The sequence below is a fragment of the Methylorubrum sp. SL192 genome (assembly GCF_026672325.1).
GTDB lineage: Bacteria > Pseudomonadota > Alphaproteobacteria > Rhizobiales > Beijerinckiaceae > Methylobacterium > Methylobacterium extorquens.
The window spans coordinates 1,627,671-1,644,769 of sequence record NZ_JAPPQV010000003.1 but is presented as its reverse complement, the minus strand read 5'-3'; the positions used below and the strand labels follow the sequence as shown (position 1 = coordinate 1,644,769).

Genomic DNA, 17,099 nt, shown 5'->3' with positions numbered 1-17,099 from the left:
ACCCGGCCGGAACGCCAATCCCGGCTATGCCCGGCTACTGCTGAGCCCGAACGACGTAACGCTCCATCAGAAGCCCGATGGTGAGGCTGCCGAACACCCAACCGAAGAGATAAAGATAATCGATCTGAGCAGGGATCGTCGGGTCGTATCCCAGGCGCACCCATTCGATGAGCTGCGTGATCGGATTCCATTTCATGTAGTAGTAAATTTCATCGGGCATATAACATGCCATGAAATAAACACCGCTTGTCAAATACAAAGTCAGCGTTACCAAGATGTAGCCAAGCGCCCATCCTGGAAAGACAGAACAGATCCCGACATTGATTGTCCCGACACCGATACCGAGTGCGATCGCGGTCAGGTAGCCGGTGATGGCCATCGTCATGTCGGTGGGAACGGGATCGGCACCGAAGCAGATGAGCACGACACCAACGAGGCAGACGCCCAAGAAGCTGCTGACGATCTCGACAAGGATGCGTGCGACAACGGTATCGAAGCGCTTCACTTGCGGGAAGTACGTCAGCGGCTTGTGAACCATGTAACCTTTCATCACCTCGCGGGAGATGTACTGAAAGGCGAGAGCCGGCAAGGCGCCCGAGGCGACGAAGACCATCGAATCATCGCCCATGGGCGACTTGATTCCACGGAATGTCATGGCGCCGACGATGATGCCGAGATGCACGCAGGGCCAGAGCACCTGCACGAGGTAGCCCCAGTAGGTTCCGCCGAAGCGGCTGCGCATGTCGCGCAGCATCAGGGCGCTGAGGACGCGCAGGTAGACGTCGAGATGGCTCTGACGGCGCGGCAGGGACGAGGCGTAGGCGTTCATGGTATCCGTCGCAACGGGGCGGTCGCGCCGTTATGCTCGCCTGCAATCGCGACGAAATCGAGGACGGGTCAGGTCTCGCTGCGGCGGCCCGCCTCGTCCGTGCGCGAAGCGATGCGGTAGAAGGCCGCCAGCACCAGCAGGAAGACGATGGGGCCGAGCCACGGCCCTGCCCCGCCCAGCGCACCGGCCGCGAAGGCGAGGGAGCCGCCGCGTCCGCTCAGCGTATCGGCGGCGGCGAGCAGGACACCGACGACACTCTCGCCCACGAGGAAGCCCGAGGCCAGCAGCACGCCGCGGCGGCGTCCTCCGGCCCGCGTCGCCTCGCCCGCCCCGCGCAGCCGGCGCTCGGCGAGGCGTCCGACGAGGCCGCCGCAGGCAATCGTCACCACCACCTCCAGCGGCAGGTACATGCCGATGCCGACGGTGAGCGCCGGAAACGAACGGCCGCTGCGGCGCAGACGCGCCTCCACCGCAACGAGGATCGCCCCGAGTCCGGCCCCCGTCGCCACCATCGACCAGGGCAACTCGTTGCGCACGATGCCGCCGGCGATCTGTGTCATCAGTGCGGCCTGAGGTGCCGGAAGGGCGGCCGCCTCGTCCATCCCCTCTCGCGGCAGGGCACCGACGAAACCGTAGGCGTTGTAGAGCAGGTCGAGCAGGGGGGCGATCACCAGGGCCCCAACCACGACGCCCGCCGCCAGCGCCACCTGCTGGCGCCACGGCGTGGCATCGACGAGCTGACCGGTCTTGAGATCCTGAAGGTTGTCGTTGGCGATCGAAGCCGTGGTGACGACGATGGCCGACAGGAGCAGGACGGCGGCGACGACGAAGCGCTCGCCCTCCGGCCCGGCGGAGCGGCCGAGCAGGAGCGGGAGCAGTAGGGCGGCGAGGAGCGTCGTGAGGATGCCGATGCCGGAAATCGGGCTGGAGGACGAGCCGAGAAGGCCCGCGAGATAGCCGCAGGCGGCCGCCATCAGGAAGCCGAAGCCGACCGTGAAGACGGTGGCGACTGCAACCAGCGCGAAGCGCAGACCACCCAGTTCGGCCTCCGCGCTGAAATGGAAGAACAGCCAAGCCAGGGGCAGCGCGAGCAGGAGCGAGCTGCCCGCAACCCAGGTGATCGGCAGGTCACGCTCCTGGCGCGGCAACTGGCGCAAAGCCTTCCCGCCGCCCTGCGCCGCACCGAAGGCGGAACGGATGCTTCCCAGGATCGAGCGGCCGAGGGAGGCGACCGTCCAGATCGCGCCGACAGCGATGATGCCGGCGCCGATGAGCCGGACCTTCTCCGACCAGACCGCCCTCGCCGTCGCCTCCGCCGAGCCGGCGCCGGCCCCGTCCCCAAGGGCCGTGAGCAGCGGCACCGCGGCTCCCCAGGCCAGGGCGACGCCGGCCAGAAGGGCGAGGCAGGCGCCAAGCCCGACGAGATAGCCCACCCCGACCAGGGCGGGGGAGAAGCCCGTAGCGAGCCGAAACAGGGCCGGCCCCACGGCAAGGGTGGTGTGGAGGCCGTCGGCGAGGAGGCGCAAGCCGGTGGTGGCGAACCCGATCAGCCCGCCCGCTCCCGCCGCGCCCAGCAGGATGCGCAGACCGCCCCGGTCGCCGGCCTCACCCGCATGCAGCACTTCGGCCGCGGCAGTGCCCTCAGGATACGGAAGCCCGGCGCCCATCACCAGGGCGCGGCGGAGGGGGATCGAGTAGACGAGGCCGATCAGACCGCCGATCAGGCAGACGGCCGTCGTCTGCCAGAACGGGAAACCGTGCCAGTGGCCGATCAGAACGAGGCCCGGCAGGACCAGGATGACGTTGCACAGCGTGCCGGCTGCCGACCCCTGGGTCTGGACGATGTTGTTCTCGAGGATGCCGGACCCGCCGAACAGGCGCAGCAACCCCATCGACAGCATCGCCGCGGGAATCGAGGTCGAGAAGGTCACGCCCGTCTTCAGCCCCATATAGAGGTTGGCGGTCATGAACACGACGGTGATCACCGCCCCGAGCAGAAGCCCGCGCAGGGTGAGTTCGGCGGCATGGCGAGGGTGAGTCCCGCCGGCCTCGCCGTGCGGGGTTGAGCGTTCGTCGGATCGTGCGTCCACGGGCAGGCGTCTCCGGTGCCGCCCCGCGGCTCGGGACGTCGACATTTTGTTGGGAACCCAACGGGCCCCTCGTCCGATCCCCCGTCGTGACACGGCGGCGGCCAAGCTTGGGGCCGCTGCCAATCGGCGCGCGAACCCGCGGGCCTTACCTGCTGCAAGGAGAGAACCACGGATGAGCCGACCGGTGCGCCATGAGATCCCGCCGCGCTCGGGGGCGGCCTTCACGCTGGATCGCGGCCAGCGCCTCACCGTGATCGACCCCCAGGGCGAGCAGGTGGCCGACCTCGTGGCCTTCCGCCGAGACGATCTCGATGAGGTGATCTCCTCGGGCCGCACCATCGACTACGCCTCGCGCATCTTCCTGACGACGGGCGACCCGATCTACTCCAACCGCTCCAACGTGCTCCTGCGCATCGTCGAGGACACGGTGGGCCGGCACGACTTCCTGCTCACGCCCTGCTCGGCCGACACCTTCCGGATCATCTACGGCGACGAACACCCGCACCGGGGCTGTTTCGGCAACCTCGCCGAAGCGCTGGCGCCCTACGGGATCAAGCCGGACCGCATCCCGGTCGCCTTCAACGTGTTCATGCATGTCACCGTCGATGGGCAGAGCGGCGAGATCGCGGTGCGCCCACCGCTCAGCCAAGCCGGCGACCGGGTGAGTTTCGTGGCCGAGACCGACCTCGTCGTCGGCCTGACGGCCTGCTCGGCCCTGCAGTCGAACAACTTCTCCTTCAAGCCGATCCATTACGAGATCGAATCTTGAGGCTCCGCCGCGAAGACACGGTCATCAGCCGATAGAATACTGCGCTACGATGCCGCGGCGGATCAAGACAATACATAGATGAAACCGGCATCGTAGCCCTCTGGTTATCCCCAGACCCGGCGGAACAATGGTCACAGACTGAGGTTCCCCCGCGCAGTTCACCTTCTCCGAGGGTTGGCGGACTGCATCACGGTCGCCTTCTCTCCCACGATCTTCCCCGTACCGGGTCGACAGGCTCGGTCGCGTCGTTCGTTTGCCTGCGTTCCACGAGGTGTCATGCTGCTGCCTACCGACGACACCGGCCATCCGCTCGCTGAGCGTTTCCGGCACTTCATCCGCCAACAGCCCTTCCCTTGTGTCGGCGCCAAATCCGCTCTGTCCCGTGGCCAGCTGAAGGTTCTGGTCGCCCGAGACGTCGCCTCCGACAGCGACGACGCGCGGATCTATCCGGCGCTGCTAGCCTTCATCTGCCGCTATCGCGCCCGGCGCGACCAGTTCCAGAGCTTTGCCGTCGTGTTCGAAGGTCCGCACCACCTCTCCGAGGAGGCGTTCGAGGCCGCACTCTGGCGGCGGATGCAGTCGCTGTCCGACCGCGACAGCGAGCTGGGTCATGCCCAGGATCCGCGCGTGTCGGCCAACCCGGAAGACACGCATTTCTCGATGAGCCTCGGGGGCGAAGGCTTCTTCATCGTCGGGCTGCATCCCGGCGCGAGCCGCAAGGCGCGCCGCTTCGAGCACCCGGTGCTGGTGTTCAACCTGCACGACCAGTTCGAGCGCCTGCGGGCCGAGGGGCGCTACGACCGGCTGCGCGACTCCATCGTCGAGCGGGACGTGGCTTGGACTGGGTCAGTCAACCCGATGCTCGCGCAGCACGGCGAGCGCTCCGCGGCCCGGCAATTCAGCGGACGCGCCGTGCCGGACGATTGGGTCTGCCCCTACCACCGTCAGGAGGGAGCGGTGGAATGGGATGCGCAGCAGGTCGCGGCGGATCTGCGCTCCGGCGCCTTCCTCGCCGGACAGATGGAGGGTTGAGGATGACGATCGCCGACGCTCCATCGCATCCCGCGACCTCCCAGGAGCCGGACGCCCGCCATGAGGACCGCGAGGACGCGCTCCTCGCCCTCGCTCGCGCGGTGCGGGACACCGGCTATCGGTTCACCACCGTCACGCCCGCCACCCATGCCCGGGTGAACGCCCGGCCCGAGAACGCCCTCGCGCGATCGCTACGGGACGTGCTGGGCTGGAGCCGCCCGTTTCGCGACGGCCTGATCCCGGCGGAACTCACTGATCTGATGGAGCGGGCGGGCGTGCTGCACCGTTCGGAAGGGCCGGACGGTTCTCTCCTGAAGGCGGGGATTCGGCTGTCGAGCCTCGACGACACGTTATTCGTGCATGCGGCCTATCCGCCTTTGGCGGCTGATTCCGTGTTCTTCGGCCCCGACACCATGCGCTTCGCCGAGGCTGTCCTTGCCCATCTCGAAGAGCGGGCCAGGGCCGGGCATCCGGCGCCGCGGCGGGCGGCCGATATCGGCTGCGGCTCGGGCGCGGCGGGCATCCTCGTCGCCAAGCGGTTGCCGGAGGCCGAGGTCGTCCTCGTCGACATCAACCCGGCCGCCCTTCGCGCCGCGCGCATCAATGCGCGGCTCGCGGGCGTCGACAACGTGCGCCCCGTTCACAGTGACATGCTGAGCAACGTCGAGGGATCGTTCGATCTCATCGTCTCGAACCCGCCCTTCATGGTGGATTCCGGCGGTCGGGCCTACCGGCACGGCGGCGGACCGCTCGGAGCCGGGTTGTCGCTGCGCGTGGTCGAGGCGGCGGCCGAGCGATTGGCGCCGGGCGGCAGCCTTGTCCTGTTCACCGGCTCGGCCATCGTCGAAGGCCATGACGGCTTCCGGGAGGAGGCCAGCGCGATCTGCGCGCGGGCCGGTCTCGAGGTCTCGTACCGCGAGTTCGATCCGGACGAGTACGGCGAGGAACTCGACGATCCGGGCTATGCGGCGGCCGAGCGCATCGCGCTCGTGGTTCTCACCGCCACCCGCCCGACCGGACCGCAATGAGCGCGGCAGAGGCAGTGGCCAGCGAGCGTGCCGAATTCCTTCGGGACGCGCTCGCCGGCCTGTCGGGCGAGGTGAAGACCCTGCCCGGCAAATACCTCTGGGACGAGACCGGCTCGGACCTGTTCGACCGGATCTGCGCCCATCCGGACTACTACCCGACGAAGCGGGAAATGGCGCTGCTGCCGCGGGTCGCGGCGGAGGTGGCAGCCCTCGTCGGCCCAGGCGTCAGCGTCGTGGAATTCGGCAGCGGCGCGAGCCGGAAGATCAGAACCCTGCTCGACGCCCTGGAGGCGCCGGCCGCCTACCTCGCCCTCGACATCTCGGGAGCCTATCTCGAAGCGGCGATTGCGCGCCTCGCCCCGGATTATCCGGCCGTGCCGATGATTCCGGTCTGCGCGGATTACTCGAAGCCGATCCGCCTGCCGCCAGGGGCCGCCGTGCCGCCGATCCTCGGCTTCTTTCCCGGCACCAGCATCGGCAACTTCACGCCGGAGCAGGCGGAGGGCTTCCTGGCGCGGGCGCGGGAGACGCTGGGGCCGAGCCACTTCCTGGTCGGGGCCGACCCGACGCACGACCCAGCCCGCTTACGCCGCGCCTACGGGGAGGCGGGCGGGCTGATGCCGGCGCTACACCTCAACCTCATCGAGCGGATGAACCGGGAACTCGGCAGCGATTTCGACCGGAGCAACTTCCGCCACGAGGTACGGCTTGCCGACGACCCGTTCCGGGTGGAGGCCCATCTCGTGGCAAACCGGCCCGGCGCCTACCGGCTCGGCGACCGGACGATCCGCTTCGCGGCCGGCGAGAGCATCCGCACCGACACCTCCCACAAATACGCGCCGGACACGTTTCGAGCCCTGGCTTCGGCGCAGGGCTGGGAGCCGGTCCGCCTCTGGGTCGATGAGGACAGCGGCTTCAGCCTTCACCTGTTCCGGGCGCGATAGGTCCAAGCCGCTCAGGCACGGGCCGGCGCGTCGGCGAGATAGGTCAGGAGCGCGAGCCAAGTCGGCAGGCAGTGACGCCGCCGGTCGTAGCGGTCGATCACCGTCCGCCGGGCCGCCTCCCGCAGGGGCCGCCACCGTTCGGGTGTGCGGCAGGCGTCGATGAGCGCTTCCGCCAGCGCGTCGGCGTCGAAGAAATCGCGGACGATCCCGTTAACGCCGTCCCGCACCACCTCCCGTACCGGCGCAGTGTCCGAGGCGATCACGAGGCATTCGCACGCCATCGCCTTCAGGAAGACCCGCGAGAGCGAGAAGGGATAGGTGTAGGCGACATGAGCCGTGGCCACCGAGAGGGCGGCCACCATCTCCGCGTGCGTGAGCCGGGGGAGGAAGTGGAGGCGTTCGAGATCGAGCCGGCCCTCCAGCTCGGCCAGCATGCGGTCCTTCCACGTCTGCGACTGGGCCCCCTTTGCCGCGCCATTCCCGCGCCCGTCGCTCCCGACCACCAAAATCTCGGCCTGGGGCACGGCTTCGAGCAGCGCCGGCAGGGCACGCATGAAGGTCGGGAAGCCGCGCAATGGCTCCAATTGCCGAGCGATGAAGGTGATGACCGGCCAAGCCTTGGTCAGCTTGCGCCCATTCGGCAGATGCACGACGGCATGGGGATCGTAGCGCACCTCGTCCGTGTCGATGCCTTCGTGAATCACGCTGGCCTGCGCCCGCAAGCCCGCCGGCAGCAGGCTGCGCTGGAACTCCGTCGGGCAGACCAGCCGCTCGGCCTCGGCATAGGCCATGGCCAACGCCGCGTTCCCGGCGCGGTCGCGCACGCGGTCTTCGAGGTTAGGCGGGCGCGTCCACTCGGAATCGAAGCCGAGCGCATCCCCGTCCGCCCGGTAATACGGCGCGTAGGCGAGCCGACGCGCGCGGGGGAAGACTTGGTTGAGTAGCAGCGATTCCCCGCGCCCCGGATGCCCGACGATGACGGCCGGGTCGAAGCCGTGTTTGCGCAGGTCGAGCGCGCATCGCAGGGCGGCGGTGGCGTTGATGAACGCCGCTTCGGTCGGATGGGCCAGCGGAAACAGGCCCGGTGTCACCTTCCGCCCCGGACGCCACCGCAGGATCGGCAAGCCGGCCAAGCCCGGCGCGGCCTCTCCGGCGATGGCCGCGCAGCGATGCCCTCGATCCATCAGCGCCTCGGCGAGAAAGCCAAACGGGCCTGGGAAATGGTCGTGAACGAACAGAAAATCCGTCATTCCGGAGCGCCGGTACCCTCTCGTCCAACCGGCGCAACGCAGCGGGCGCTGACATGCGCCTTCTTCTGCACCAAAGGGTTGAGCGGCTCAGCCGGGGCAATTCATCCGCGTCGGCGCTCCGCCAGTGCAAAAAATCTGCTTCGGAGGACGGCGCTTCATCGCGGAAGCAGATGCCGCAGCCGATCAAGCGAGGCCTTGCTCGCGTTGCAACGGCGCGGCGCCCGTGCGGCAAAGCGCGGCGGCGTGAATTTTGGGACGTACAGTCAATGCGTCGAGAGAGTTCGCGGTTAGCTTCCGGGACCAGTCAGCCAGACGTCACCGTGAAGAATGACCATGTGTGGAAAAGAAACCGTCCAGTATGGACGTCCTCGGCGCCGCCGGCACGAGGCCTGGATCTACCGGCGCTCGACGCGCATCGTGCCGCTGTTGCTTCGCGGCAAAGAGAAGACCGATCGGGCCGGAGATACGAGGCTTCAGCCCAGCGATAACGGCAATGCGGCGGTACGGGACGCCTCGAACCGGTACGAGCCGCGCGATCGGCAGGCGTCGCTCGCATCGCGGTGAACCGCGCGGCGGGGCCCAAGGCCCCTCCCCTCCGGCGCGACAGATGTCAGCGCGGCTCCCTCCGCGCCTTCGCCCAGGCGGCAAACAAGTAGCCGACGCCGCTCAACCCCAGGATGCCGGCGATAATGCCGAGCCAGATCAACCCACCTTCCATGTCATTCCCCGCTCATGCCTGAACGAGGAACGCGGATCGAGCTTCTGGTTTCAGTTTTCGCCTGCACCGGACAATGCGGTTCGTCCGCACGCCCCCGCAGCGGGATGTTCAGGCGCGGAGCCTGCATCGATCGCGGACGAGCTTCGAGACAGAGGTGTTCCGTCGGAAACGCTTAGTCGGAGCCGGCAGGCACTGGTGGGCCCGCCTCTGAACCATCCTGCGCCCGGATTGGTGGGCGGTGACGGGCTCGAACCGCCGACCCTCTCCGTGTAAAGGTGAAGAACGATCCACTCATATGCGCTCGGGGCGCAGAATAGTGCATCATTTCCCTTTAGGACCCTCTCACGGATCGTGGCATAAAGCTGCGGGCGAGATTGCTTGCTGCACCCCTAATGCGCCCCGAGACCCTGATGGCCCGCCGTGCTGTTGCCGAGAACTTGGTGCGCCTGACGCGCTCTGCGACTACCAAGCTGGCCCTGGTACCAGGGCAGGCCGAGCGGGTTTGGTGGGATGCCGAACTCCCCGGTTTCGGCTACCGGCTTCGCGGCGAGCGGGCGACATGGGTGGTACGGCCTCCACGCGGTGGGGGGCGCTCATCCCTCATCACACTCGGCGCGGTAGGCCTCATAGACGCCACCGATGCCCGGCGATTGGCACGTGAGCATCTGTTAAAGGCTGCGCTCGGGGAGGACACACGGTCGGCGCGGCGTGTCGAACGTGCCGAGCGGACCAAAGCCGCGCTCACGGTCAAGGAGGCCTTCGACCTGTATACCGCCGCCGCGGAGGGGCGATTGCGGCCGTCCACCCTCGCGAACCTCCGCACACATCTCAATCAGCATTGGCTGGTGCTTCACGCCCTGCCTCTGGCCTCGGTGCGGCGGGCGGATGTGGCTGAGCAGCTGCGAAAGATCGCGCGGCCGGCCCCGGATGGGTCTGGGCCGCAGGCCGCGCTACGGGCACGCCGCACGCTCTCGACAGTCTACGTCTGGGCGATCGGAGAAGATTTGGCGGAGAGCAATCCCGTCACCGGCACGAACCCGCCCGCTGTTGAAGTGCGTCGCGAACGGGTGCTCACCGACGATGAGCTTTCCGCGGTGTGGCGGGCCTGCCCGCCGACTGGAGACTATGGCCGGATCATCCGCTTGCTCGCCCTGACCGGCGCCCGCCGCGACGAGGTCGCGGAGCTTCAATGGGGCGAGATCGATACGGCTGCCGCGGTGTGGCGCCTACCGGCCGCTCGGTCGAAGAATGGGCGGCCTCACGTGGTGCATCTGAGCGGGCCGGCGCTGGACATCCTCGCGGCGACGCCGCGCATCGACGGCAGGCTCTACGTTTTTGGGGGCGGGAGGGGGCCGTTCTCGGGGTTCTCGAAGTCCAAGGCGCGGCTGGACCGCCAACTTGGCTTTGGAGAGCCATGGGTGGTCCACGACCTTCGACGGACGGTCGCGACGGGTATGGCGCGCCTTGGGACGCCTATCGAGGTCGTCGAGAAGGCCTTGAACCACGTGAGCGGCACGTTCGGCGGCATCGTCGGGGTTTACCAGCGCCATGACTACGCTGCAGAGCGTCGGGCTGCGCTGGATGCATGGGCGGCTCACGTGCTGAAGCTGGCAGAGACGGGACCTTCCGGCTCCACCTAATTTCCATGTGGAATTTAGATGGACTGCAAAAGGCGCTCTTTGCACTTGTCTGATCTAATCTGACGCGCTAATTAGATCGAAGTTCTATTTCAATCCTGACCTGCCCTCGAACTGGGTGCAGGTGGCGGATAGGTCCACGCCTCAGCGTAGGGCCGAACCCCAGTTCTCGACGCTAGAACTGGAACCTCCATGTCTCCGAACATTAATGCGGGCGAGAGCTGCCCGGCTGATAACCGCGTGGTCCGCTTCCGCGATGCCTGCGCCGAGGCGGGTGTCAGCATTGCCACGATGCGGCGGTATCTCTCGGCCGGGCGCGGCCCCCGTCTCGTGCGGCTCAGCGAGCGCGTCCACGGGTTCCGGCGCAGGGACCTCAATGCCTGGATTGAGGATCGCACTGCCGGCTAGGCTGATCTTGATCCAGAAGTAGATCAACAGATCACCTCCCCTAACTCTTAGGGTACGTCATTTGCCCTAATCATCTCCCATGCACATCTATCTGTTTGCAGAAGCAAACAAGGTGGCATGGTGATGATCGAGAGCAAAGAGAAAGAGTTCTATACCCGTAAAGAGGTTCAAGAGCGCCTCGGGTGCTCTCTGGCTTTCATCGACAAGCGCCTTCCGCGCATCAAGATCGGCGGCAAGATCTTCGTTCCTGCTGTCGACCTTGAGCGACTGCTGAAGGGGGAGCGGGTCGATGCTGCCGCGTGAGCCCCTCCACGAACCCTGCCACTCACCGGGCGCATCGGCCGATGGTCGTGTCACCCGTCAGTCGCTGGCCCATGTCTGCTTCAGGATCACGCCGGAGGCGTTCGACGCCTTCCGCCGTGCCGGGTTCGGGCCTCGATGCTCCGGGTCTGGCGATCGGACCTTCGCCACGGATGCCGCCGTCGATGCGTGGTTCGGCTCACCGTGGAGGAGCCGCGAGAGGGAAATGCTCGCCGAGCTGCAGCACCTGCACCCGGCCTAGTCGAGACAACAAAAAGGGCCTGAGGCGTCCCGCACCTCAGGCCCGAATTAATCGCCGCAACTCCTCGCAGGAACTGCTAGCAAATGAATATGGATCATCGCGTTACTGAAGGCAACGAAACGCTCAGTTTTCTTCGTCATCTTTTTCTCGGTGCTTCGACAGGCACGATCGTGCTCTGGATGAAGCAGACGAAGAAGTCCGAGCACTTCGCGTTGTCCGATATCGAGAAGGCCGCGGCCCGCGCTGTCGAACTGGCGGCGGCTGGTGACGTCTACGCCGGTCGCGGCCTCCAAACCGAAACGCTCAAAGCCGGCAAGCGCGGGGTCGAGGCCGACGTTTGCTTTGTGTCCGGCCTCTTCGCCGACATCGACCTTCGGGGCGGTGCCCACTCGGCCGACGCCACGAGGCTGCCTGGCGACGCGGACGAGGCTATGAGCCTGATCGCAGAGGCTGGTTTGCCGGCCCCGACGCTCGTCGTGTTCACTGGCGGCGGCGTCCATGCGCATTGGACCTTCACCAATCCCAGGATGATCGAGACCTCGGAGGATCGCGCCGAGGCGAAGGTGCTGTCCGAGGCGTGGCAGGCTCGCTTGCGGCGAACGTTCTCGGCTCATGGCTTCATCCTCGACGGTACCGCCGACCTCTCCCGCGTCGTTCGCATTCCTGGCACCGTCAATCGCAAGGGCAATGGCTCAAGCCCTGTCTGCATCATTTACAACAGCGATCGGATCGAGGAAGCGGCGGCCGTCGCCCTCGTCGTCGGCAAGCTGCTGCCCCGGCCGGACGTTACCGCGCCGAAGGATGGCAAGGTCACCGATCTACTGGGCGTGGGCTCGTTCACCAGCTCGCGCCTGCCCGAGTTGGAGCCGCTGCTCACCGGCTGCGCCTTCGCCCGGCACTGCATCGAGCATGTCGCCACGCTGTCCGAGCCGCACTGGTACCGCTGGCTCGGCCTCTGCGGCCGGTGCGAGGACGGCTACCGCTTGGCCCATGAAACGAGCGCGGCCTACCACGGCTACACGCCGGAGGGGACGGACGCGAAGCTCGCCCAGGCCGTCACCGCGTTCAAGCCGATGACCTGCCAATGGGCGAGCGGGGAGTTCGAGGGCTGCCGGACGTGTCCGTTCTTCGGCACGACCCATTCGCCGATCGCGCTGGGTTACCAGAAGACGTCGGTCATCGCTGCGCAGGCCGACGCGGTCTACGACCTCGAAACCGATCGCTACTACGTGCCCTCCACCGGAGAGGTGGTGCGGCCCAAGGCAGTGCAGGCGCTGAACCGCGCCAAGGTGGGCCGCGATCCCCTCGACCAGATGCATGCGGCCGCTACCATGCCGATGGTGCGTCGGCTGGACTATCTGCCGGGCGACACCCGCCTCATGATCGCCGGTGAGGTCGGGCGGCCTGTTGCGAACATGTGGCGGCCGGAAGGCGTGATCCCGGCCGAAAGCACGGACGGCGCCGAGCCGATCCTTCGGCACTTCGACTATCTCTTCCCGAAGGCAGCCGAGCGCGAGCACGTCCTCGACTACCTCGCTCACATGCTTCTGCACCCGGGTGTGAAGATCGCTCACGGCCTCATGGTGACCGGCCCTCAAGGGACCGGCAAGACGACGATCGGGATCATCGTTCGGGGGCTCATCGGCGATCGCAACGCTCGCAAGGTCGAGGGTGACGAGTTGGCCGACAAGTGGACCTCGCGGCTCGTCAACGTGCAGGCGTTGGTGATCGAGGAGGCGGCCCACGGCCAGCGGTACGAGATCTACGAGCGGTTCAAGGAACTGTTCACCGGCGAGACCTTCACCGTTCAGGATAAGCAGGTGCCGCTCTACAGCGGCCGGTGCCCGCGTGGGGTGCTGCTGCTCACCAACCATGAGGCGGCGATCACCGTCACGGGGAACGACCGGCGCTTCCATGTGAGCGAGACAACGGAGGTTCCGGCCCCGCCCGACTACTTCGCCGCCCTCTATGCCGCGCTCGATGACGGCGTGACGCTGCCGGCCTTCGCCGCTTGGCTCATGCAACGGGACATTTCGGCCTTCAATCCGAAGGCCAAGCCGCCGATGACCGATGCCAAGGTCCGGGCGCAGGATGCATCGCTGACGCCGACTGCTGATGCTCTGAAGACCCTCCTCGCTGGCGGCGTGGCTCCCTTCCACCGGGACGTGACGACCGTCGAGGAGGTACGCGCTGCCCTGCTCTCTTCCGGCTACTTCCCTGCTACGGAGCGCCTGCGGACGGGTAAGGTCACAGCGGCAATCAAGGACGTCGGCGGCAGGCGGCTCAACGACGGCAACGACATGCGGCTCCCCGGTGGCGCGAAGATCAGGCCGTGGGCGATCCGCGATGGTGCTCGGTGGGCGGCGGTCGGCTTGGATGAGATCAAGGCCGAATACCTGCGGTCGCCCGGCACCTCTCGTCCTGCCGGTCGCTCGGAGGCGGCGAATGTCGTGCTGTCTTTCCCCGCTCAGCCGGGCGAGCCCGTCTACCGTCACCGGACGCTTGAGGATTACCTCCAATCGGTGGAGGCGGCCGGTGCGGCCTGATCCGTCTCAGGTCTCACGTCTCACAGGCGTGCAACCCTCCCGCTCCCTCCTACTGTCTCTCTCTCTATCCTCTCACTTCATTTTCCCCATCAAAATAAAAGGGTGTGAGACATGAGACATGAGACAGCGGAAGGCGCTCCAAAAGCAGCTTTCGACCAGACCCCTTCCGCGCACGGTGGCGCTACTATCAAGAAGCTCGCCACCACCCTGAGCGATCTTCCTCACCCCTCCGAAATCGCTCTCGGAGACCACCGCCCTTGGTCCGTGATCCCCACAAGCTCGGTGGTTGCCCTCCTGGGGGTCGACCGGGGCAATTGGGGGACGTGGCGATGTCGAGGCATCGGACCGTCTGAACTGCCCGTTTCTTGGTTCAAGCCGGCCTCTGGACGGCCCTGCTACTACCGGATCTCCGACATCCTCGGCTGGCTCGCCAGCCGGCATGGCGAGCCCTTCGACAGCCGGGCCTACATGCTCGACTTCATGCGCACCAATCTGGGGTGCAACTTCGCGACCTCGGAGTGGGTGCGGCGCTTGGCTGAGCGCGACGGCCCAATGCAGGGCTCGGTGCGTTTCACGCCGGCCGGCTTCCGCGACTACCTCAACAGCTTGTCGTCGGTGTAGCTTCGACCGGATGACCCTCGAGACAGCAGATACCATGGACCGTCCCCGCCGCGTCGCTCTGCCCTGGTACCGTGCGGAGGACTACTCCTTCCTGCGAACCGGCCTCGCCGATGGTGCGAAGCTGCCGGAACGGCATGGGGCCTGGCTACTCGCCACCGAGCAGGTCGAACAGGTGGTTCAGCGCAGTGGGGTCGAGGTCGTGCGCGTGACGATCGAGCCGGACGACTTCCTGGCTTGGTGCAAGCGCGTCGGCTTAGTGAGTGATGGTGCGGCGCGCAGCAGGTACGCAGCCGAGATCCTTGAGACCAGGGAGACGGGCGCCCCTAGACGGCTGTAGGTCAGTGCTCAGCCAGGACAGCTTGACCCCACCACCTGGAAGCTCAGCCTCGCGCGCGACCTCGGGCAGGAGGAGACCGACCCGGACCAGGTGCGGAAGTGGGCGCACGTCTACGCCCAGACGCTCAACCCCCGCCCTCCTGGTGGCGTGGCGTTCACCCCGGCCGGCTTCCGGGACTACCTCGCACCCCTGTTATCATTCAAGTAAAAGCAAAATTTTCCGAAAGAATACACGGCATATAGTGTTTATTAAGGTGAGTTAATATCTGTGAAAAAGGACCCACGGATGGCTTGTAGTTTGTTTGTCAAGTAGTTTATTGAGTTTGTTCGTGTGATTGTTTGATTGACCAACAAGGTCAGGCTTTGCCATGAAGCGTGTCGTTAGCCAGTACGGTCGTACTGGTCACCGACACAGAGGCACCGACCATGGCCGAAGGGCGCTTCGTCAGCTACCTGCGCGTCTCCACCAAGCGGCAGGGTGACAGCGGCCTCGGGCTGGAGGCGCAACGCAAGGCGGTGAGCGACTTCCTCAACGGGGGCCGGTGGTCGCTGGTTACTGAGCTGGTGGAGGTGGAGAGCGGCAAGCGGGCGGACCGGCCAAAGCTCACCGAGGCCTTGCGCCTGTGCCGCCTTCACAACGCCATCCTAGTGATTGCGAAGCTCGACCGCCTCAGCCGTGACGCTCACTTTCTGCTTGGTCTCCAGCGGGCCGGTGTACGCTTCGTCGCGGCCGACATGCCCGAGGCCAACGAGATGGTCGTCGGGATCATGGCCGTTGTGGCGCAAGCCGAACGCAAGATGATATCCGCCCGCACGAAGGCCGCTCTCGCGGCTGCGAAGGAGCGAGGCGTCAAGCTTGGTGGTCCGATACACCACCTCCCGGCGCAGGCCGGCAGAGCGGCTGAAGCCTCCGCCTCGGTGCGGTCTCTGAAGGCACAAGACCGGGCTTCGGATCTCGCGCGAGACATCGCAGAGCTGCGCTCTGAAGGGGCCTCATCGTTGCGGGACATCGCTGCCGGCCTTGGCCGGCGCGGCATCACCACGCCGCGAGGCGCCGCCTGGACTGCCACCGCTGTGAGACGTGTTTTAGGCAGGATCGACAGCCTTCCAGAACCGAGCCGTCGCTGTGATACGGCATAAAAGTTCCGTCGTCGCGAGACCTTAAATCTCCGTGCACAAGCAGCCTCGCAGACCAAACGGGGGGTTTAGATCATTCTTCCTCGTTCCACGATTTGTATCTCACCCTCACTGAGATTTTGCAGTACTCGACGAGCGCGATCTAACAGCCAATCGAACCCAACCGTCACAAGCTTGTGCCTTGCCTCATTTGTGGCAGAAAGAGCACGTGCCTGCACGTCAGTCAAAGACCTCTGTAGACCGATCACAGCCATCTTGTCTGCGGGACGATAGTTTGGGAATACACGCCTCGCCTCGCCAATTCGTTCATTCAGGAATGTTGCATAGTCGTTTACTTGTTTTTCTGCATGCGTGGCCTCAGCCGCAAGCTGACCGTCCTGTCTGATTAGTAGCTTACCGGGCGTTTCAATCTCTACAACGAGGTAAGTGTCATCCGCTCGTTGAAGCACGAAATCAGGCTCTTCCGCTCCGTGGAGATCTGGCTGGCTCCACGCTCTTACTACCATCGGGTCTAGCATCTGTGGGTAAGCAGTAAAAAAGGCCTGGAATGCGGGCTCATTATCCGCGTCAGTGACAAGCATTTCTTCAAAGCGGTCGAGCACCGCCGGCCCAAACTTCAGCCATTTCGATGATATGGCAGAAGTCAGAATGTAGGGAGCATCTGTTCCACCCATCGCGTAATGGATAAAAGATTGACTTATTGGGATTATCAAATCCTCTGTCGGAATTTGCATTACCATGCTAGTCAGCGCGCGACGAGCATCGGGCCGGTCCTCATCCGATAACTTGATATTGACAATTCTTGCAAGTTCTTCTCCAATCATGATACTGGGCGGCACACAGCCCTTCTCCGCTATTGCAGATAGTACCGTTAGCGCTGCGGACTTGATTTTTACGCTGTCACCGGAGAGTGCAATGCGCACTATTTCGGCAAAGCCGTCTTGGCGCCATGCCGCAAGTGAGGCATACGCCGGCAATATTTCGTCTAGGCCATCACCATTAACTGCAATCTCAGTAATGTGATCTCGTGCCGCACGACCGCCGTCTTGAACGGCGCTCAATAAGTGAGCAAACATTTCTGCATAATAGTTGGCCACTTTTGCACCTCTAGATTTACGAAACTGCTGTCATTTCGCCGCCGCTGCCGATATCAAGCGTTTGTAAAAGATTGATGCTAGCGCAACCTATAGAT

The 17,099-nt window shown here is 65.5% G+C and carries 16 protein-coding genes; 12 read left to right on the top strand and 4 right to left on the bottom strand.

Features of this window, described 5'->3' with window-relative positions; all coding sequences use genetic code 11:
• Nucleotides 1–34: 34 nt before the first annotated feature.
• Entirely contained in the window at nt 35–829 is a 795-nt protein-coding gene (locus OVA30_RS08475; RefSeq protein WP_268175191.1) for an ABC transporter permease, read from the bottom strand.
• Between the two features lie 68 nt (nt 830–897).
• The gene (locus OVA30_RS08470) at nt 898–2,919 is read right to left on the bottom strand and encodes an OPT family oligopeptide transporter (RefSeq protein ID WP_268175190.1); all 2,022 of its coding nucleotides are present in this window, start codon (nt 2,917–2,919) and stop codon (nt 898–900) included.
• A gap of 172 nt (nt 2,920–3,091) precedes the next feature.
• Here OVA30_RS08470 and OVA30_RS08465 point away from each other — a divergent pair, with 172 nt between their 5' ends.
• The 4 genes from OVA30_RS08465 to egtD all read left to right on the top strand — a co-directional run bounded on the left by OVA30_RS08465 (nt 3,092) and on the right by egtD (nt 6,692).
• The gene (locus OVA30_RS08465) at nt 3,092–3,688 is read left to right on the top strand and encodes an urea carboxylase-associated family protein (RefSeq protein ID WP_268175189.1); all 597 of its coding nucleotides are present in this window, start codon (nt 3,092–3,094) and stop codon (nt 3,686–3,688) included.
• A gap of 276 nt (nt 3,689–3,964) precedes the next feature.
• Nucleotides 3,965–4,720 carry a guanitoxin biosynthesis heme-dependent pre-guanitoxin N-hydroxylase GntA gene (gntA, locus tag OVA30_RS08460; protein WP_012253888.1) on the top strand — a complete coding sequence of 252 codons (756 nt, stop codon included), beginning with the start codon at nt 3,965–3,967 and terminating at the stop codon, nt 4,718–4,720.
• 2 nt (nt 4,721–4,722) lie between these two features.
• The gene (locus tag OVA30_RS08455; RefSeq protein ID WP_268175188.1) at nt 4,723–5,748 is read left to right on the top strand and encodes a class I SAM-dependent methyltransferase; all 1,026 of its coding nucleotides are present in this window, start codon (nt 4,723–4,725) and stop codon (nt 5,746–5,748) included.
• Nucleotides 5,745–6,692, top strand: coding sequence for an L-histidine N(alpha)-methyltransferase (gene egtD / locus OVA30_RS08450; protein WP_268175187.1), 948 nt, complete (start codon nt 5,745–5,747; stop codon nt 6,690–6,692). Before OVA30_RS08455 ends, egtD begins: the two co-directional genes overlap by 4 nt.
• An 11-nt stretch (nt 6,693–6,703) precedes the next feature.
• On the opposite strand, the gene OVA30_RS08445 is transcribed toward egtD, so the two are convergent.
• Complete coding sequence (locus OVA30_RS08445; protein WP_268175186.1) at nt 6,704–7,942, bottom strand: glycosyltransferase; 1,239 nt, start codon at nt 7,940–7,942, stop codon at nt 6,704–6,706.
• Between the two features lie 1,128 nt (nt 7,943–9,070).
• Between OVA30_RS08445 and OVA30_RS08440 the strand changes: the two genes are divergently transcribed.
• The 8 genes from OVA30_RS08440 to OVA30_RS08405 all read left to right on the top strand — a co-directional run bounded on the left by OVA30_RS08440 (nt 9,071) and on the right by OVA30_RS08405 (nt 15,910).
• Nucleotides 9,071–10,300: a tyrosine-type recombinase/integrase gene (locus tag OVA30_RS08440; RefSeq protein WP_268175185.1), complete on the top strand. Its 1,230-nt coding sequence runs from the start codon at nt 9,071–9,073 to the stop codon at nt 10,298–10,300.
• A gap of 189 nt (nt 10,301–10,489) precedes the next feature.
• Nucleotides 10,490–10,705 carry a helix-turn-helix transcriptional regulator gene (locus OVA30_RS08435; protein WP_268175184.1) on the top strand — a complete coding sequence of 72 codons (216 nt, stop codon included), beginning with the start codon at nt 10,490–10,492 and terminating at the stop codon, nt 10,703–10,705.
• A 123-nt stretch (nt 10,706–10,828) separates the two neighbouring features.
• Nucleotides 10,829–11,008: a helix-turn-helix domain-containing protein gene (locus OVA30_RS08430; protein WP_268175183.1), complete on the top strand. Its 180-nt coding sequence runs from the start codon at nt 10,829–10,831 to the stop codon at nt 11,006–11,008.
• Nucleotides 10,995–11,267, top strand: a complete 273-nt coding sequence (locus OVA30_RS08425; protein WP_268175182.1) for a hypothetical protein — start codon at nt 10,995–10,997, stop codon at nt 11,265–11,267. Before OVA30_RS08430 ends, OVA30_RS08425 begins: the two co-directional genes overlap by 14 nt.
• Before the next feature lie 83 nt (nt 11,268–11,350).
• Nucleotides 11,351–13,813, top strand: coding sequence for a primase-helicase family protein (locus OVA30_RS08420; protein ID WP_268175181.1), 2,463 nt, complete (start codon nt 11,351–11,353; stop codon nt 13,811–13,813).
• Between the two features lie 282 nt (nt 13,814–14,095).
• A complete protein-coding gene (locus tag OVA30_RS08415) occupies nt 14,096–14,434 on the top strand; it encodes a hypothetical protein (RefSeq protein ID WP_268175180.1) in 339 nt (112 codons plus the stop codon).
• A gap of 34 nt (nt 14,435–14,468) precedes the next feature.
• Nucleotides 14,469–14,771, top strand: a complete 303-nt coding sequence (locus tag OVA30_RS08410) for a hypothetical protein (protein WP_268175179.1) — start codon at nt 14,469–14,471, stop codon at nt 14,769–14,771.
• Nucleotides 14,772–15,196: 425 nt separating this feature from the next.
• The gene (locus tag OVA30_RS08405; RefSeq protein ID WP_268175178.1) at nt 15,197–15,910 is read left to right on the top strand and encodes a recombinase family protein; all 714 of its coding nucleotides are present in this window, start codon (nt 15,197–15,199) and stop codon (nt 15,908–15,910) included.
• Nucleotides 15,911–15,975: 65 nt separating this feature from the next.
• Here OVA30_RS08405 and OVA30_RS08400 read toward each other — a convergent pair whose 3' ends face one another.
• Nucleotides 15,976–17,004: a Shedu anti-phage system protein SduA domain-containing protein gene (locus OVA30_RS08400; RefSeq protein ID WP_268175177.1), complete on the bottom strand. Its 1,029-nt coding sequence runs from the start codon at nt 17,002–17,004 to the stop codon at nt 15,976–15,978.
• Nucleotides 17,005–17,099: the final 95 nt, after the last annotated feature.

What these genes read in the sequence shown, in the direction of transcription:
- OVA30_RS08475 (WP_268175191.1), bottom strand. Translation starts at nt 829, where the DNA reads ATGAACGCCTACGCCTCGTCCCTGCCGCGCCGTCAGAGCCATCTCGAC.
- OVA30_RS08465 (WP_268175189.1), top strand. Translation starts at nt 3,092, where the DNA reads ATGAGCCGACCGGTGCGCCATGAGATCCCGCCGCGCTCGGGGGCGGCC.
- gntA (WP_012253888.1), top strand. Translation starts at nt 3,965, where the DNA reads ATGCTGCTGCCTACCGACGACACCGGCCATCCGCTCGCTGAGCGTTTC.
- OVA30_RS08455 (WP_268175188.1), top strand. Translation starts at nt 4,723, where the DNA reads ATGACGATCGCCGACGCTCCATCGCATCCCGCGACCTCCCAGGAGCCG.
- egtD (WP_268175187.1), top strand. Translation starts at nt 5,745, where the DNA reads ATGAGCGCGGCAGAGGCAGTGGCCAGCGAGCGTGCCGAATTCCTTCGG.
- OVA30_RS08445 (WP_268175186.1), bottom strand. Translation starts at nt 7,942, where the DNA reads ATGACGGATTTTCTGTTCGTTCACGACCATTTCCCAGGCCCGTTTGGC.
- OVA30_RS08440 (WP_268175185.1), top strand. Translation starts at nt 9,071, where the DNA reads ATGGCCCGCCGTGCTGTTGCCGAGAACTTGGTGCGCCTGACGCGCTCT.
- OVA30_RS08435 (WP_268175184.1), top strand. Translation starts at nt 10,490, where the DNA reads ATGTCTCCGAACATTAATGCGGGCGAGAGCTGCCCGGCTGATAACCGC.
- OVA30_RS08430 (WP_268175183.1), top strand. Translation starts at nt 10,829, where the DNA reads ATGATCGAGAGCAAAGAGAAAGAGTTCTATACCCGTAAAGAGGTTCAA.
- OVA30_RS08425 (WP_268175182.1), top strand. Translation starts at nt 10,995, where the DNA reads ATGCTGCCGCGTGAGCCCCTCCACGAACCCTGCCACTCACCGGGCGCA.
- OVA30_RS08420 (WP_268175181.1), top strand. Translation starts at nt 11,351, where the DNA reads ATGAATATGGATCATCGCGTTACTGAAGGCAACGAAACGCTCAGTTTT.
- OVA30_RS08410 (WP_268175179.1), top strand. Translation starts at nt 14,469, where the DNA reads ATGGACCGTCCCCGCCGCGTCGCTCTGCCCTGGTACCGTGCGGAGGAC.
- OVA30_RS08405 (WP_268175178.1), top strand. Translation starts at nt 15,197, where the DNA reads ATGGCCGAAGGGCGCTTCGTCAGCTACCTGCGCGTCTCCACCAAGCGG.